General features: G+C 30.9%; 20 protein-coding genes and 1 pseudogene. 6 read left to right on the top strand and 15 right to left on the bottom strand.

The features are described from left to right. Window positions 1-98: 98 nt before the first annotated feature. The 5 genes from D2A34_RS27430 to D2A34_RS27025 form a co-directional block, all read right to left on the bottom strand. Window positions 99-221, bottom strand: coding sequence for a hypothetical protein (locus D2A34_RS27430; RefSeq protein WP_279221620.1), 123 nt, complete (start codon window positions 219-221; stop codon window positions 99-101). Window positions 222-427: 206 nt separating this feature from the next. Continuing rightward, on the bottom strand, window positions 428-574 hold the full coding sequence (locus D2A34_RS26705; RefSeq protein WP_182629366.1) for a hypothetical protein: 147 nt from the start codon (window positions 572-574) through the stop codon (window positions 428-430). A gap of 14 nt (window positions 575-588) precedes the next feature. After that, window positions 589-897, bottom strand: a complete 309-nt coding sequence (locus tag D2A34_RS12650) for an MGMT family protein (protein ID WP_079440001.1) — start codon at window positions 895-897, stop codon at window positions 589-591. Window positions 898-936: 39 nt separating this feature from the next. Next, a complete protein-coding gene (locus D2A34_RS12655; protein WP_119366850.1) occupies window positions 937-2,634 on the bottom strand; it encodes a methyl-accepting chemotaxis protein in 1,698 nt (565 codons plus the stop codon). A 266-nt stretch (window positions 2,635-2,900) separates the two neighbouring features. Next, the gene (locus D2A34_RS27025) at window positions 2,901-3,086 is read right to left on the bottom strand and encodes a nucleoside triphosphate pyrophosphohydrolase family protein (RefSeq protein WP_243128333.1); all 186 of its coding nucleotides are present in this window, start codon (window positions 3,084-3,086) and stop codon (window positions 2,901-2,903) included. Between D2A34_RS27025 and D2A34_RS27655 the strand changes: the two genes are divergently transcribed. From D2A34_RS27655 to D2A34_RS12675, 3 genes are all read left to right on the top strand, one after another. Next, on the top strand, window positions 3,055-3,222 hold the full coding sequence (locus D2A34_RS27655) for a helix-turn-helix transcriptional regulator (protein WP_423243120.1): 168 nt from the start codon (window positions 3,055-3,057) through the stop codon (window positions 3,220-3,222). The genes D2A34_RS27025 and D2A34_RS27655 overlap by 32 nt on opposite strands. A 413-nt stretch (window positions 3,223-3,635) precedes the next feature. Further along, entirely contained in the window at window positions 3,636-4,202 is a 567-nt protein-coding gene (locus D2A34_RS12670) for a flavin reductase family protein (RefSeq protein WP_079440003.1), read from the top strand. 422 nt (window positions 4,203-4,624) lie between these two features. Then, complete coding sequence (locus D2A34_RS12675) at window positions 4,625-5,047, top strand: hypothetical protein (protein WP_079440004.1); 423 nt, start codon at window positions 4,625-4,627, stop codon at window positions 5,045-5,047. A 42-nt stretch (window positions 5,048-5,089) separates the two neighbouring features. Here the strand turns inward: D2A34_RS12675 and D2A34_RS12680 are convergent. The 6 genes and pseudogenes from D2A34_RS12680 to D2A34_RS12705 form a co-directional block, all read right to left on the bottom strand. Further along, window positions 5,090-5,497: pseudogene (locus D2A34_RS12680) on the bottom strand (ATP phosphoribosyltransferase regulatory subunit); the annotation flags it as partial. Between the two features lie 269 nt (window positions 5,498-5,766). Then, window positions 5,767-6,279: a heme-degrading domain-containing protein gene (locus D2A34_RS12685; protein WP_079440006.1), complete on the bottom strand. Its 513-nt coding sequence runs from the start codon at window positions 6,277-6,279 to the stop codon at window positions 5,767-5,769. A 14-nt stretch (window positions 6,280-6,293) separates the two neighbouring features. Beyond that, the gene (locus D2A34_RS12690) at window positions 6,294-7,469 is read right to left on the bottom strand and encodes an iron-containing alcohol dehydrogenase (RefSeq protein WP_119366851.1); all 1,176 of its coding nucleotides are present in this window, start codon (window positions 7,467-7,469) and stop codon (window positions 6,294-6,296) included. Between the two features lie 103 nt (window positions 7,470-7,572). Continuing rightward, a complete protein-coding gene (locus tag D2A34_RS12695) occupies window positions 7,573-7,929 on the bottom strand; it encodes a winged helix-turn-helix transcriptional regulator (protein ID WP_079440008.1) in 357 nt (118 codons plus the stop codon). Continuing rightward, window positions 7,914-8,045 carry a winged helix-turn-helix transcriptional regulator gene (locus tag D2A34_RS27660; protein ID WP_423243117.1) on the bottom strand — a complete coding sequence of 44 codons (132 nt, stop codon included), beginning with the start codon at window positions 8,043-8,045 and terminating at the stop codon, window positions 7,914-7,916. Before D2A34_RS27660 ends, D2A34_RS12695 begins: the two co-directional genes overlap by 16 nt. A gap of 325 nt (window positions 8,046-8,370) precedes the next feature. Further along, window positions 8,371-9,384, bottom strand: coding sequence for an aldo/keto reductase (locus D2A34_RS12705; protein WP_119366852.1), 1,014 nt, complete (start codon window positions 9,382-9,384; stop codon window positions 8,371-8,373). Window positions 9,385-9,633: 249 nt separating this feature from the next. Here D2A34_RS12705 and D2A34_RS12710 point away from each other — a divergent pair, with 249 nt between their 5' ends. Then, complete coding sequence (locus tag D2A34_RS12710) at window positions 9,634-10,515, top strand: LysR family transcriptional regulator (protein WP_119366853.1); 882 nt, start codon at window positions 9,634-9,636, stop codon at window positions 10,513-10,515. A gap of 2 nt (window positions 10,516-10,517) precedes the next feature. Here D2A34_RS12710 and D2A34_RS12715 read toward each other — a convergent pair whose 3' ends face one another. Beyond that, complete coding sequence (locus D2A34_RS12715) at window positions 10,518-11,483, bottom strand: AraC family transcriptional regulator (protein WP_119366854.1); 966 nt, start codon at window positions 11,481-11,483, stop codon at window positions 10,518-10,520. Between the two features lie 124 nt (window positions 11,484-11,607). Between D2A34_RS12715 and D2A34_RS12720 the strand changes: the two genes are divergently transcribed. Continuing rightward, on the top strand, window positions 11,608-12,702 hold the full coding sequence (locus D2A34_RS12720) for an oxidoreductase (protein ID WP_341467247.1): 1,095 nt from the start codon (window positions 11,608-11,610) through the stop codon (window positions 12,700-12,702). A gap of 25 nt (window positions 12,703-12,727) precedes the next feature. On the opposite strand, the gene D2A34_RS12725 is transcribed toward D2A34_RS12720, so the two are convergent. Beyond that, window positions 12,728-13,309: a TetR/AcrR family transcriptional regulator gene (locus D2A34_RS12725; RefSeq protein ID WP_119366856.1), complete on the bottom strand. Its 582-nt coding sequence runs from the start codon at window positions 13,307-13,309 to the stop codon at window positions 12,728-12,730. A 256-nt stretch (window positions 13,310-13,565) separates the two neighbouring features. On the opposite strand from D2A34_RS12725, the gene D2A34_RS12730 reads away from it, so the two are divergent. Beyond that, window positions 13,566-14,120, top strand: a complete 555-nt coding sequence (locus tag D2A34_RS12730) for a nitroreductase family protein (RefSeq protein ID WP_119366857.1) — start codon at window positions 13,566-13,568, stop codon at window positions 14,118-14,120. A gap of 253 nt (window positions 14,121-14,373) precedes the next feature. On the opposite strand, the gene hisS is transcribed toward D2A34_RS12730, so the two are convergent. Both hisS and D2A34_RS12745 read right to left on the bottom strand, forming a co-directional pair. Further along, complete coding sequence (gene hisS / locus D2A34_RS12735; RefSeq protein ID WP_079440015.1) at window positions 14,374-15,663, bottom strand: histidine--tRNA ligase; 1,290 nt, start codon at window positions 15,661-15,663, stop codon at window positions 14,374-14,376. Between the two features lie 623 nt (window positions 15,664-16,286). Beyond that, window positions 16,287-17,204: an AraC family transcriptional regulator gene (locus tag D2A34_RS12745; RefSeq protein WP_119366858.1), complete on the bottom strand. Its 918-nt coding sequence runs from the start codon at window positions 17,202-17,204 to the stop codon at window positions 16,287-16,289. Between the last annotated feature and the right edge of the window lie 238 nt (window positions 17,205-17,442).

Raw genomic sequence — 17,442 nt, forward strand, 5'->3', positions numbered from 1 at the left:
ATTGAATTAAATGAAATTGAAGAAAAATTTCTACGAGATGCTTATACATCATATTTAAAAAATAAAAAATGGTGTATTTGTCATCACTCATATAGTAATTATGATACTTTACTTAAAAAGCTCTTTGCATAATCTCTATCTTCAATTATTAACCCTTTCGAAATTAAATTATCAATTTGATAATCTATTGAAATTGGATTTTGCAAAGTTTTCTTATCCATACTTTAAAAAGCTCCTTAAATCAAAATAACCTAACGTGGTCCGCATTGTTAAGAGGCGTGTTAGGTCTTATTAATTATAATATACGCTAAATTAATTCTACTGTCAATATTAAAAACTTTGACTCATAGATTAAGTCATCATTGGTTGAAATGTATAGCCGTTGGTATTTTTCTCTTAATATCTATTATCTTAGATTTCTAATATTTTAATGGATATACCTCAATCCGGCTATCGGTACAATTGCCATATTACTTGGTTTAGATGCCTTGTAGTGCAGCTTTTTTTTATTTATTTGCAACAAATCGCCTTCCTTTTTTTGATCTATCGAATTTAAATAATTCTGTTTATTCATCTTGCATAACCATCCTAACAGTCCCATTGATTTTTCTTCATATCAACATGATTCTCATCTTTAAAGGATACACCTTCTTCTAATAGCAGAAATCGTTGTTCCTGCCATCCCGGTGCCAACCTTCCAGCATGATTTACCACTCGATGGCATGGATATCTACCATAAAATTCTGCCTGGCTAAGAGCCTTCCCCACAAGCCGTGCATTTTTTTCTCTGCCAATAAGGCTGGCAATTTGTCCATATGTAGCTACTTTGCCTGCAGGGATTTCTTCCACAACAGAAAGTATTTCATAAATTAATTGTTCATTCATAATCTTTTTCATATATTCACCTGTGATACGAATCCTTATTTGGAGATATTGTTATACTTTAAAATTATTAACCATTCCGACTAATTTATTTGTACTAGTGTTAACTTCTTTTATTAATTGCACCACATTATCAGATTTTTCAGATATAGTATTCAATTTTTCAGCAATATTATTTGTTCCATTTGCAGATTCATTATTTGCATTAGTTATTTGATTTACGGATTCTGCAACTGTAACCATTGAAGTCATTATTTTATTGGACTTTTCACTAAATTCAGTTGTCATATTGTTAATCATAATTGCATCATTATTATACTGCTCGCCAGTATTAACAATCATTTCGTAATCCCTTATAACTTGAGTGTTTATGAACTCAATTATATCTTCTGATGTAGCCACTAAGTTTTGTACTGTTCCTACAACTACGCTGCTAATATTTTGTATTTCTGATACAGTGTTTTTTGAGTCTTCAGCAAGTTTTCTAATTTCTTCTGCTACCACCGAGAAACCTTTTCCAGCCTCTCCTGCTCTTGCGGCTTCTATGGCTGCATTTAATGCTAGTAAATTAGTTTGAGATGCAATTTGTAAAATAGCTTCAGATAAAACACTTATTTTCTCTACTTCTTTAGATTTTTCAATAGCATCTAAAAGCTTGTCCTGTGTTTTGTTATTAATTTGCTTTGCTGTTTCTTTAGAATAAACAGCTTTATTTTTAAGATCATTTGCTCTATCTTTAATTTCTGATGATTTTTCAGCTTCGTTCTTTGCCTTTTCTGCAATTGATTCTATTTCTAACTCAATTTGAGAATTTGCTACACTCATTTCTTCTGTTGATGCTGCTGTTTCTTCCATGCCGCTAGATAATTCTTCTGTTGTAGAATAAACATCTTCAATCAATAAAGATAACTGATCAATATTTTCATTAGTTTTCTTAACTTTATTTTCAACATTTCTAGATTCATCAATAACAACACTAATTATTTCTCTAAATGAATTTTGCATTAAGTTAAAGTTATTTGCAAGTTCACCAATTTCATCTTTACTAACAAAATCAATATGCTTTGTTAAATCTCCTTCACTACTTGCCATGTCTTTTAATTTTGATAAAATTAAAGTTATTGGATTAGCAATATTTTTGGTAACATAGATCCATGCCATTATAGATAATATTATTACAGCTAAAATAGATACTACTATTAAAATTATTGTATTTGTTATTGATTTTTCTATATTTTTTATAGAAACTTCAATATTTTGAGAAGCTAAAATCTTAAAGTTATCAACTTCACTGTTAATTGCTTCAGCAGTACTATCAAATTCTTCCATAGATAAATTACCTTTATCAGGGCCCCCATCAATATATGCTCTAGCCATTGTTTTTCCTGTTTCATAATATGGATCAAAACTTTTCTCTATTTTTTCAATTTCTCCTGTACTTTCAGGATTTATTTGTTTAAGCTCTTGTATAACAACTTTTACATCTTGTGCATAGGTTTCAGCCTTATCAAATCCATCATCAAATCCTTTTGCTGCTCTTGTTGCACTTATGTCCGTAAGCCACTGTTGAACCTCCACAACATCAAGTTTTAATTTATCAGTTTTGGAAATAGTAGAAAAATATTTTGTATTCATTTCTTTTACCAATTTTAAATTATTTTTCGCGAAGATAAACTGAATTGTCATGAAACCCACAAAAAATATAATCATTAAAAAAAGTGGTAATAATATTTTGATCTTTATACTTCTCATAAATACCCTTCCCTTCTTTTGTATATACGTTTATTTTAACATCAATATATTATTTAATAAACAAAAACTGTAAAAGGTTACTCAGATTTAATAATTTCTTTAATTTCTTTTAATCATTGATATATATATTCGTCAAATAGTTCTAAACGCTAGATAAAACAGAACTTTCAACAGTCGAAACTTGTTAATACTCTAAGCATAAAAAACCCCTCACTAAACATTAACTTAGTGAAGTGCTTCACTTATATCAATATTTATACGATTAGCTAAAACAACCAGCCACCATATACATTCAGCAAGCTATGTTCAAGTTCAGAAGTTGTATATCCCCCTTTAGGCCAACGCTCTTGCTGAGACATGGTTAAACGTCCAACCAAACCATCATCTGTTAAAAAAGTAAATACTTCTCGCAAAAAATCCATAACTGCTAAAGAATTAGCTGAAAACTTCAAAGTATCAACACGAACTATTTATCGAGATGTTGATGTTCTTTCTTCCGTTGGCGTACCTGTATACATGAGTAAAGGTAATGGAGGCAGAATACATTTTGGGGAAAATTATACATTGAGCAAAGCGCTTTTTTTCTGATTTAGAAATCAAAAACTTAATGTTATTACTCAAAGCCATGCAGGCAACTCAATATCATGAATTAGACAGCGTACTTGAAAAGATGGGCCACTGCTTCTCAGCCTTTAATTAACTTTGCTAGTTTATTCAATGAAAATCATCATTTCATTTCTAACTTTTTATTTAGTATAAAACAAAAGAATACATACTACAATTATCTGTAATTAAATTATATAACTATGTCTTTTTAAATTAAGATGAATTTCTGTGGCTAAATCGCGATTTCCCATCGTGACTATTATACTCAAAAAAATGAAGAAAGAAGAAAAATAAACAACTCTAACTTTAACATGACATACTGTCGTCAAGTTTGACATGATAATATGATGACAATGACAATATGTATTAAAAACAAATTTTGGAGGTAGCATACATTGAAGAAAATTAGTATTGAGCCAAGTTTAATATTCTTTCCACAACCTATATATATTATTGGTACCCAAAATGCCGATGGTTCACCCAACTTCGGTACTGTCACATGGCTAGAGGTAACTATTGACAATACTCCGCATATTGTTATGACCATCGGGGGGAATAAACAGACGAGAATTAATCTCCTAAGAGAAAATAAGTTTTCTGCTAACTTAGTCAGCAAGGATATGATTTGGCTTGCAGATTATTTGGGATCAACTACGGGTACTAGCGAAACAAAAAATAAGGTCAAATATGATTACATATGGAATGAGGATCAAAATATACCTATGCTTGAACAAAGCAGATGGATATACGAATGCAATGTTAGCAAAGTAATTGAGTTAAATGGAAGTCATTTATTCATTTCAGAAATAGAAAATATACAAATAGATGAGGCCTTAGAAAATATAGATTTCAGTAAGATCGATCTAAACAAACTGGATCCTGCTATTTATGCCCCATTTAATTATTATGCTATTGGTAATAAAATTGGAAACCGTGGAGACTGGATGAAATATTTGAAATGATTCCGATATTTTTCCTAATTATTTTTTATGTTAATATCAGCATTAAGCGCTTTCAATTAATCTACTCCCTATGTAAATCAATATCAAGCGCTTAATGTATCTCCTAACACACCTCAATAATTCATTTACAGCATTAATAATTTATCTGCTACTCTTATGGATATATGACTAGTGCTATAAAAATCATTAAATATTAATACTTTTATAAAAAATCACTCTCAATCCGCATTTTAGGCGCATATTCTTTAGAATATATATTTTATTATGTTTTAGAATATATATTCTCCTATGGTAATATTCTGAAGAATAAGTACCCGTAACTCTTTAATATATTGAATATAATTTATATGATTTGTATAATAATTCTAAAGTAATATTTAAGATTGTATAGTTAAAATATAATGATGGGAGGCAGTACATTAATGAATATCTTAAACTTAAAAAAATTTATGATAATTTTTATTCCTATAACAATCTTTATTTTATACTATACAAATTATGATTTTCATCTTATTATTAAAAGTACTTTTTTTGCAACTAATAATTACACGGTGCATTACAAAAAAGATAAAGAATTATCTATTCCATTACCATCCAACTCTGCTTTTTTATTTAAAACTCCAACTGAAATTTATTATAATAAATATGACATAAATAAATGTAAGTCTTTTTTTGATTCAACTTTAAATAAAATGAAACAAAATCAACAAATTGGTAATTATAATTTTAATGATAGTGAACAAAAATATATAATAGAAATAGATGACCAGCTAACTGTTGAAATTTATCTTATAGGAAATGAAGATTCAAGAAGGTATGGAATTTCTAATTCTATTAATAAATAAACATTAATAAATAAATTCTTTCTTACATATTTATTAATGGTATATTAATAACATTTTATATATCTCGACGCAATATTCTAGTGTATCCCCAATTGGTATAATTAAATATTCCATGGGTTTTTCTACCTTATAATTATCTAAAAACCCTATTTCTTTTAATACAAAAAATAATCTTGTAAGCCCAATAGATATTCCTACCCCTGGTAAGATGTTATCTGTATAATTTTCAGCTAGGTTATCGTACCTTCCTCCTGAACATATGGAACCATAATTTTCATTTCCAATTAAAAATGTTTCAATTACTGTTCCTGTATAATAATCAAGTCCTCTTATTATTTTAAAATTTATTGTATACTCATTATCGTCTACTCCTAAGATCTCTAGCATTTTTCTAACTGTTTCAATTTCTTCTATGCCCTTTTTAAATTCCTCTGAAATCAAATATAATTTCTAGTTGCTCTTTTTTGTACCATTTTATCATCTTATTATCTCTTTAAAATAGAAAAAGGAATACTCAAAACTTCTATTGTTATGAGTATTCCTTTTATTTTGATTATGATAATATATACTTATATCTTAGTTTAATACCTTTTAAACTTCACATAAGAAAACTCCGAACTACCTTTATGTAAATTAGTTATTTAAAACTATTCTGATTCTTTTGATAGCCCTAACTGCTTAAAAATTAATAGAATCACACAGTTTTCTGCCTTTTCAGACTAATATGACAGTGATAAATCTATTTCAGGAACGTTATCAATACCGAGCCAATCACTTAAAGCTTTTACTATAAAATCATGATCCAACTCGTGTGGAAAATTAGATACGATCAAAACCGCAACCATTTCCCCCGTTTTCAATCGAATTGGAAATCCACCTCCGCAAAATATATAATCTTTCTCAGTCAATCCATGGGTACTAACCACTTCACCAGTAGTAGCGGCAACCGCCCATGCACCTAGTGAACTTCTTTCCATTAAGGATACTGTATTATATTTTCTATCCATCCAGTTTTGATTATTAAGGTTTGTTCCTTCTGTACAATGCTGAAAGAGAATATTTCCATTTAATTTTCGAATAGCAATAGCTAATTCCTGTTTCTTTTCATAAACTTTATTTACCATATAATTTCCTAGTTCCCAAGCATCTCTATTTGAAAACTGCGGAAATCTAAGCATCTCTTCCTGTTTTAATATAATCTCATTCAATTTAATATAATCTTCACTAGTCATATCATCTAATCTCCTTACAGCATCAAACGATAAATATTTACAACATCTTTTTCGTTTAGCGTTACAAAGCCGCCTAAATTACCAACTTTCACATCTCCATAACAAGCAGTATGAGCCAATTTTTCAATGTCTTCTTCTTTTGCTCCCAGTTCCTCAAAGTTCTTTGGCATGCCAATGGAAATCAAGAATTGACGAAATGCCTGAATACCAGCTTTTGCTGTCTCTTCTGGATGATTAAAATTCATTTCACATCCCCATACCCTGCATGCAACTTGAGCAAAACGCATAACATTATGCTCCATGTTATATATCATAACTGCTGGCATCGTTACTGCTAAACCAGCACCATGAGCACAATCATATAGAGCAGATAACTCATGTTCTATATCATGACTTGTCCAATCTTGTGACCTTCCCACACCACATGAATTATTATGTGCCATCATTCCTGCCCACATAATATTAGCACGTGCTTGATAATTATCTGGATCGGCAATAACTCTTGGTCCTTCATGAACCATAGTCATCATCAATCCCTCTATTATACGATCTGTAACTTCAACTTCTTCAGTATTAGTAAAATATCTTTCATATAAATGTGCAAGAATATCCGTAATTCCACACGCAGTCTGATATTTTGATAAAGTTTGAGTCAATGCTGGATTTAGAATAGAAAATTTAGGTCTTAGTGCTTCTCCTGTTGTAGCACGTTTAAACATTCCATTTTCATTTGTAATAACAGAATCTGCTGATCCCTCACTTCCAGCAGCAGAAATTGTGAGAATTGTGCCTATAGGCAATGCCTTTTCCACTACTTTCCCTTGATAATAATTCCAGAAATCTTCGTCATAAACTGCTCCTGCTGCAATTGCTTTCGCCGAATCAATTGCACTTCCGCCTCCTACAGCTAGAATAAAATCAACTTTTTCTTTCTTACAAATATCAATACCTTCATATACCAAACCACTTCGTGGATTTGGCTTTACGCCACCTAATTCCACATAAGATAAATTTTCCTTTTTCAAAGCTTCTTTTACTCGATCCAATAAACCAGAACGAATAACTGATCCACCACCATAATGAATTAAGACTTTAGTTCCGCCAAATTTTTTTATATATTTTCCTGTCTCATTCTCCGTATCTTTTCCAAATGCAAAATACGTTGGTGCATAAAATGTGAAATTCTCCATAGTAAATACCTTCTTTCTCTTAGTCTAAATATATTTTATTTCCAAATGAAAACAAATACAAGAAGGCACTTTTTTTTGCCTAGGTTACTTATATGTACCCTACTTACTCCTCACAACACTGCCTATTTGTCACTTCATATCTATCCCCTTCGTTTTGACTGCCCCATTCACACATCATTTCCAAAATTGGATATAACGTTTCCCCGTGCTTTGTGACAGAATACTCTACCTTCACTGGAGTTGTTGAAAAAACTTTCCTTTGTATAATTTCCTGTTCTTCTAGTTCGCGTAACTGATTCGTCAAAGTTTTTTTAGGTGCACTTTCCAAAAAATGCAGAATCTCATTATAACGTTTTGGTCCTTCCTCCTGCAAATAATGCAAAATAAGAGGTTTCCATTTACCACCAATCACTTTCAACGTAATTTCCATTTCACAAGTAACTTTTATTTTCTCCGACATAATTTCCTCCACATTTTTATATTAGTTAATGAATATTCTACCTTTGATGGAACTTCTAGACATACTTTGCACTCTATAAGTTGATACTTTTCTAAAGTACGAAGTTCTTTTGTCAAAGTAGCTTATGTTACATTTGGCAACAACCTATCTAATTCTCCAAAGCGAATAATTCCAGTTATAGTATATCATGATAACTCATCCCCAACAATTTCCATACAATTATTCTAGTATCTCAATCTACTATATTTTAATTGTAAACATAATAAAAAAAGGTTTATAATGCGTTATTCAAATATTTGAACGCCTCATAAACCTTTCAATATCAATTTATTGCTCACTTTATCATTTATTTATAATATGGTCCACAGTATTATTTATTTAGCACTAATGTAAATTTTTTTTATATTCCCTCAGTCGTTTCTTATATAACATACTTTATTATTATCTTGTTTGAGGTTTAAAATTGTAATTATTCAAAGAGGCATGAGGTTTATAAAATTCTTCTAATGCTGCTATTTCATCCTCTGATAGCTCTAATTCCACCGCTTCTACAGCATCTTTTATATGTTGTTCTTTTGTTGCACCTACTATTGGAGAAGTAATTACACTTTTTGAAAGCAGCCATGCTAATGCAATTTGTGCCATAGGTACTCCTCTTCTCTCTGCAACTTCAGCTAATCTATCAACTACAGGCTTATCTAAATTTGTTGTTATGTTCAACTGTGATGCATGTGCATCAGTTTTTCCTCGTTCTGTAGTCTGCACACCATCCGCCCAAGGACGAGTTAATCGACCGCGCGCTAATGGTGACCAAGGTGTAACACCTATCCCCTCACTTTCACATAATGGAAGCATTTCTCGTTCTTCTTCCCTGTAAAGAAGGTTATAATAATTCTCCATTACCACAAAACGATGCCATCCATTGGCTTTTTGAATACCAATAGCCTTCATAAGCTGCCATGCATACATAGTTGATGCACCTAGATAACGTACCTTACCAGCTTTCACTAAATCATTAAGAGCCTCTAAAGTCTCTTCAAGAGGTGTGTTATAATCAAAGCGACCTATTTCATATATATCAATATAATCTGTACCGAGTCGCATTAAACTATCATCTATTTCTGTCATTATTGCCTTACGAGAAAGCCCCATGCCATTTGGAACAGGACGCATTGGTGCAAATACTCTATCCGCAATAACTATATCATCTCTACGAACAAAATCTTTAATTGCTCGTCCAACTATCCTTTCAGTGTCCCCATCAGAGTAATTATTTGAAAGATCAAAATAGTTCACACCGTTATCTAGAGCTAATTTTATAAATTTCCTACTCTCCTCCTCCCTTAAGGTCCATGGTCTATCATTTATACCTGTACCAGTATTTCCATAGCTCATGCATCCTAAACATATTCTAGAAACTTCTAATCCCGTATTACCTAATCTCGTATATTTCATAAATAACCTTCCTCACTTTCTTCTATAAAATGTATTGCTCCCTATTTAAAGTTATATTCTCAAATTTCCTTAAAATATCGAAAGTCCTTTAAAAACTGCTTTAATATTGAAGCTATGCATTTATAATTATTGTTTTCTATTTTCTTTAATGTTATTATAAAATGCAATTAAGTATTAGTAAAACGGAAATATCGAATAGAATGATTTCGATTTATCGAATTATCTATATACAATGAAGGAGGAAGTATTTTGGACATTCAAGTTGTAAAAACATTTTTCAGCATATTAAAAAATGGCAGCTTCCAAGAGGCTGCAAAAGAACTTGGTTACGCTCAATCAACTGTAACCAATCATATACAAAGCCTTGAGACAGAACTTGGAGTGGTTCTTATGGAAAGAGGCAAGAAAATACGATTAACTCAGGCTGGAGAATTATTTAAAAATCCTGCAAAACAAATGCTCACTGATTATGAAAATCTTATGATGTCTATAAATGAATTTTCAGATAACACAAAGGGAACTGTACAAATTGGTGCAAATGAACCCATCGCCAGTCGCATATTACCTAAAATTCTAAATGCTTTCCACAAACAATTTCCGCTTATTAATGTTGAAATTACAATTGATACCAGCATTGCTTTAAACAACATGGTAATTGAAGGCAAACTAGATCTTGCTATCTGTACCCTATCCATTAATAATAATGACATGAATTTTATCCCTATTCTTGAACTTCCAATCCTCTTAGCGGTTCCTATATCACACCCACTTGCCTCAAAGAAAAAGATATATTTAAAGGATTTACGAAATGAACGAATCTTAATGCCAAGACCACAAACCTCAGCTTTAAAAAAATTAGAGGACTTATTAGATAAAAGAACAGGCCCCTATGTTTCAGTTAAAATTACAAATATGATTTCACCAATGGCTTTTGTACAAAATGAATTTGGTATTGGCTTTTTAAATAGTCTCAAGGTAGAATCTTCAATGCCAGGAGTTGCGCTAAAGGAAATAGAAGATTTAAAAGATAAAAACGTAAATGGAATCTTTATAAAAAAAGATAGCAGACTTCTTACTCCAGCTACTCGCAATTTGGCAGCTTTTATAAAAGACAGTAGTTTTTTACTTTAGAATCACATAAAGTTCATCTTAGTGTTTATACGCACTTCTTTTATATCCTGAAGAGGTGGAAGTCCAAATAATCTTCGATATTCCCTGTTAAATTGTGAATAACTTTCATAACCAACTTTTATAGCCACATCTCCCACACTCATAGATCCACTAACTAATAAACGTCTTGCCTCTTGAAGTCGAAGATTTTTTTGATATTGTAAAGGTCCCATGTTTAATGTAGCTTTAAATTTGTGATGAAGTCCAGACACACTCATGTTGCAGAGTTTTGCCAGTTCTTCAACAGTAAATGATCGTGATAGATTTTCTTTTATCAAAGTAATTGCTCTACCAATACTATCTATATTGGAATCAATAAAGGCTTGTTGAAGAAACAATTGACCATAGTTCCCTGTAAGTAAATGATATATTATTTCACGTTTAATCAGTGTTGACAGAAAAGGAATAGAATCAGGCTTATTAAGTAATCTTAGTAATCGCATAAGCAGATCTAATAGCTCAAAATTGGATTTTCCAATGAATGCAGCCATATTTAAGTTATTATCTTTTGAATTCACATTAATTTTTGCATCCATCATCACTGAGAAAATTTCTTGGGCAGTAAATTCAACACGTAAGCCAATATATGGTTTATCTTCGCTTGCGCCAATGACTTGTGCTGAAACAGGAAAATCAATCAAAGATGCTACATAGTCTCCAGGATTATATTGAATTATATTCTGCTTAATATGAATATTTTTTTCTCCTTGTAGAATAAGACAAATTGATGGCGTTAAAATTCCAGGAAGTAACGGTGTTTCCTTGCTGCTTTTATAAAGTGTTATAAAAGGAATTGCTGTCTCCATGTCTCCATCTGATGTAAGATTTTTTTCGCATAAAGCAGCCAGTTGATTTAGAACTTCTTGATAACTCGTATTTGACTCTACATAAGCTTCTTGCCTTGTAATACCTTGTTGCTGCTTAGACATACATTTTCACCTTACCTTAATTTACATAATAGAAATAAATATTTTTATTATACGTTACTAGCTAAGATAATTCAATCTTACTCTAAAAATATCTATTGCAGTATTAGGCAATTTTTATACATTAATGTGTCTAGCTGTTTCTATCCTTTTAGGGCATAATTTCGTCATAAAGATTTTAAAAATAAAATCTTATTATTTATTAATTTTTATGGAGGTATTTTTTATGAAAACAGAACAAAAACCTATAGGCTCAGGTTTTGGAGCCGCTTCTACTACTAATGACGTTATTACTGGTATTAGCCTTAAAGGTAAAACAGCTATCGTAACTGGTGGTTACTCTGGACTCGGAAAAGAAACTGTTCGTACATTGCGTTTAGCAGGTGCTGAGGTTATAGTGCCTACAAGGGACTATGAACGAGCTGAAGCAGCCTTGAAGGATATTGATGGTGTAAAAATTGAGTTAATGGATTTACTTGATCCTTCTTCTATCGATGCCTTTGCTGATAAATTCTTAGCATCTGACCGCCCATTGCACATCTTGGTAAACTGTGCAGCTATTATGGCATGCCCATTGTATCGTGATAGTAGAGGCTATGAATTTCAGCTTGCAACCAATCATCTAGGACACTTTCAACTAACTACAAGACTTTTACCAGCTCTACGTAAAGCAAATGGATCTAGAGTAGTCTCTGTATCTTCTTGGGGGCACCACTTTTCACCTTTTGTGTTCGATGATCCCAACTTTGAGAATCGTAATTATACACCTTGGGAAGGTTATGGTCAATCCAAAACTGCTAACGTCTTATTTACGGTTGAATTAGATATACGCTTTAAAAAAGATGGTATAAGAGCCTTTTCTCTTCATCCAGGCAGCATTGCTGGAACAGGCTTAGGCAGGTACTTACCAGAAGAGGCACTTTTAGCTTCTGGTTCTTATGATGAACAAGGAAATCCTATAATCGATCCTTCAAAAAATCTAAAATCCATTGAACAAGGTGCAGCTACTATCGTATGGTGTGCGGTAAGTCCTCAATTGCACAATATGGGCGGCGTATATTGCGAAAACTGTGATATAGCTTACATAGATTTTAATAATTATGAAAATTGGAAAATTGAAGATACAACAGACTTTTCAGGTGTAATGCCTTTTGCTATTGATAATGAAGCAGCTGAAAGCCTTTGGAATTTAAGTGAACGACTTATTGGCGGAAAACAATAGTTATTATTTCTATTACACTCTAATTTTAAAGCAGTGTGAAATATGTCATTATAAAAGGTAACATTTCCTCAACTAAAATGATGGAATTTACCTTTTTACCTAAGCTATACCAATACTGAACGCCATCATAAATAGAACTGCTTATCATAGTAAAAATTAATTCTATTTTCATTTTATCATGGGCAAACTTATTTTCATTTTTTATAAAAAGTGTAAGCATTACCTGGCGCAATTGAACTTTAGCTTTAATCTCTATTACAGAGGCAAAAGAGCGATAGCTATATTTACAACGCTGACTTAAATCTTCATGGTAATCACATATGGACAGAATCAAATTCCTTATAACTTCTTCTGTTATTTCTAATTTGTCGCCAATTCTTTTAGAAATAAAATATTCTAACTGATCGGAAACAATTGATTCTAATAAATCATACTTATCATGAAAATGAGCATAGAACGTTGACCTGTTTATTTCGGCCTTTTGGGCGATATCACTTACTGTAATAGTATCGAAGTTCTTCACCTTTGATAAATTAAAAATTGTTTCTTGAATTAGTTTACGTGTTTTAATTACTCTTGGATTCTTTTCATTTATTGATAATGCCATAATTAATCCCTTTCCTTTTCAACATAAAATTCTGTTAAACACCCAACAGAATGATTTTATTGTTGGTTGTTTCGAGTATTATTATGCACTATAATAACATATATACAAGACATAAACAACACATGTTGTTTATGCTTTGATATAGATATTCATGAAAATCTTTAAAATTCAACAAAATATTTTTGTATTAAATATAATAGGTATACCGAAAAAATTCAAAATGTATTTTCAAACAACGAAGAAAAGGAGAAAAAATATGAATGAAGTATTAAAAACAATAAAAAATAGAAGAAGTATAAGATCTTATCTACCAGATCAAATAAATCAGGAAGAATTACATTTAATCATAGAGGCAGGTATTTATGCACCTACTGCACACAATGATCAACCTTGGCATTTTACAGTAATACAAAACGAGGAATTGCTTTCACATATAAACGAAAAAACTAAGGAATTAATGGCTAAGTCTGAAGATAACTTTATAAGAACTCTAGGGTTAAATCCTAAAATAAATACAATATATAATGCTCCTACTTTAATTATAGTTTCCGGAAAAAAAGATGCTCTTGAACCAAAAATAGACTGTTCAGCAGCAATTCAAAATATGCTAATTGCTGCTGAAAGCTTAAATATCGGCTCTGTTTGGCTTAGTTTTATGACTCCTTTGTTTAGTTTACAAGATGAAGTAGAAAAACTCGGCATACCAGAAGGATATGAGCCTTATTATGGTGCAGCGTTTGGTTATAAAAACATAGAGAAAGAGTTAACTGCTCCAAAAAGAAATGTTGATGTAATCAATCATATTAAATAAACAAATATACTAAAGTAAAGCCTTCGATATTCACGAAGGCTTTATTACAATACTATCTAAAATCCCGGTGCAGCGAAAAGTATTTATATATGCTTCACTATCCGGCTTGTTTAAAACTATAAAGAATTTTTCATCTAGTCAAATAAAACAAGAATTTCGTCTTAAAGTCTTGTTCCTCCTCCATTTACTTATATTTACATTTATTTTAACAGCCTTAAAATAAAATTTCAAACAAATATCAGTATACTTATATTCAAAGTAGATTAATAACTTTTTCTTCCCCACTAGCCATATCCTTAATTTTTATTTCTCTTTTTAAAACTTCATTTTCTCCAATTAATATTACATTAGGTATTGCTAATTTATTTGCATAATTAAGTTTTTTCTTTAATTTATCTTCTTCTAGATATATTTCTGTATATTTTCCTTTAGCCAATAACATTTTATATATCTCGACGCAATATTCTAGTGTGTCCCCAATTGGTATAATTAAATATTCTATGGATTTTTCCACCTTATAATTATCTAAAAATCCTATTTCTTTTAATACAAAAAATAATCTTGTAAGCCCAATAGATATTCCTACCCCTGGTAAGATGTTATCTGTATAATTTTCAGCTAGGTTGTCGTACCTTCCACCTGAACATATTGAACCATAATTCTCATTTCCAATTAAAAATGTTTCAATTACTGTTCCTGTATAATAATCAAGTCCTCTTATTATTTTTAAGTTTATTGTATACTCATTATCGTCTACGCCTAAGAGCTTTAACATTTTTCTAACTGTATCAATTTCTTCTATACCCTTTTTTAATTCCTCTGAATTCATATCTAATTTCTTCAACTCAGCTAATATTTCTTCATTGCTTCCATTAATATTAATGATTTTATTAATATAATCTGCTTTTTCTTTACCTATTAATTCAATTAATGAACTTTCAAATTCTGCTGCTCCTATTTTGTCGTACTTGTCAATTAATATCAAAACTTCTGTTGTATTCGTAATTTCTAACTCCTTCAAAACAGATGATAATATTTTTCTATTGCTTATTTGTAATTTATAATCCTTTAAACCAATGGCTTTAAAGGCTCTTGAGGCCATACTAATTACTAAGGCATCATTATTAATACTCAGTTTATTATTCCCTATAATATCAACATCAAATTGATAAAACTCTCTATATCTTCCTCTTTGGTTTCTTTCCCCTCTATATACCTTTCCGATTTGATATCTTTTAAACGGGAATATTAACTCATTAAAATACTGAGCTGAAAATCTAGCGAAAGGCACTGTCAAATCAAATCTTAAAGATAAATCATTACTTCCTCTATTAAATCTGTATACTTGTTTTTCTGTCTCACCTGCACTTTTAGCTAATAATACCTCCGACTTTTCAATTATTGGTGTATCCATCTCTAAAAAGCCATTTTTCTCATAAACATTAGTTATTTTTCTTATTATATCCTTAAATATTTGTTGCTCTCTAGGTAATAGCTCCATAAAGCCGGGTAATATACTTGGTTGTATTTTATTATTTTTCATAATCTCTTTCTCCTTACTTATGATAAATTTTGAATCAATAAAATTAATTTAATCTTTATTTTGAATAACAAAAAACCATGCAGGCATATATCCCACATGGCTCAATAAATTATTACTAACATTTAATTTATCATCACCAGAAGATACAAGCCTACAAATTATAGACTTGCATCTGCTTTTGAACAGACCAAGTCTTGCTAGTGATGATGATGTATGAAGTTTACTACTTTCAAATTAAATGCTTTCATAATATTTCCTCCTAGAATTTAATTGTTAGTATTATACGATATATAAATTTAATTTTCAATGCTGACTCAATTAATGTATCATTTAATACCTAGCTTGTGGCATAAAAATCTTTAAATCCACATACTCAAGGTAAGCATGAGCAATTCAGCACTGCATAATCAGTTTAAAATAGTAACTAGCATGAGTCATCTTCAATATCAAAAGCTTGTATGATTACAGGATACTCGTCGCTTACTGCTATCAGAAATATTAGACGCCGCTATCATTAGTTTTCAGGTTGGTTATGAAAGCCTATCTCAATTTAACAGAGAATATGCCAGATAGAAAGAAATTGACTTAAAAGCAGTTCTAACTTTCTTACATCACCATTTTTCTTAATTTATGCTTGCTTTTGTTAATATATTTTTAATATCTTTCAAAGGTGGCAAGCCAAAAAGCCGCTTATATTCACGATTAAACTGAGTCATACTTTCATACCCCACCTCTAAAGCAGTTCTAGTGACATCAACTCCACCGCTTAAAAGTATTCTTCTTGCTTCCTGAAGTCTAAGCTGCTTTTGGTATTGTATTGGACTAAGTGTAGTAATTACTTTAAATTTATGATACAAAGTAGACATACTCATATTGCAGACACGGGCGATTTCTTCCACACTAAGCGAATTTTTGTAATTACTTTTTATATAGTTAATTGCTTTATTAATACTTAAAGCTTCATTATGTAAAAGCATATTATTATAAAACATATCACCATCTTCTCCAGTAAGCAGGTAATATATAATTTCTCGCTTCATTGCTGGTGCAAGAAAGTCAGCGGCCTTAGTATCCCCTATGAATTTGAGCAATTTTTCAATTACTAAAAGTACATCAACTCCTATTTTCCCAACGCATGCACCCTCCTTTAATTCAATTTCCCTTCTTGACTTAATATTAGCGTTTAATGCAACATCTACAAATTCATCGGAAGTAAATTCAATTTTAATGGCTATATATGGTACTTCATTTGAGGCTTTAGAAACATATCCACTAATTGGCATATCAATATTTGAAGCAATATAATTTTCAGCTTCTAAATCAATGGACTTGTTACCTATATATAATTTTTTATTCCCTTGAATTAAGATGCATATTTGTGGATTGAGAAATCCATGCTCAAATTCAGTGGGGTTAGCTGCTCGTAGTACAGAAAGAAATGGAATATTAGTTTTGAAAAATCCATCTGTAAATTGAAACTTTGAAGTTATTTCTAAAAGATCGTTTATCACAGACGCTGCTGTTTTAGAATTTAAAGACATTTTATGTTTCCTTTCATATGCTTATATTCTTATCCTCATAAAGTAAAACTTGATTCATGTGTGGCTTGATTCCTATCTGGAATCTAGTTGAACTTATACCCACAAAAAGCACAATGTGACTACAAGGGTACCTCATCTAGGATCATGCTTAACTCCCACTTGTAGAAATTGGAGTGTTACAAAGGCTAAACATCAAATAAATAAATCGTAGTTTTAGGCAATAAATAAGCATTATTTA

Origin of the sequence: Clostridium chromiireducens, from assembly GCF_003575225.1 — a bacterium.
GTDB lineage: Bacteria > Bacillota > Clostridia > Clostridiales > Clostridiaceae > Clostridium > Clostridium chromiireducens.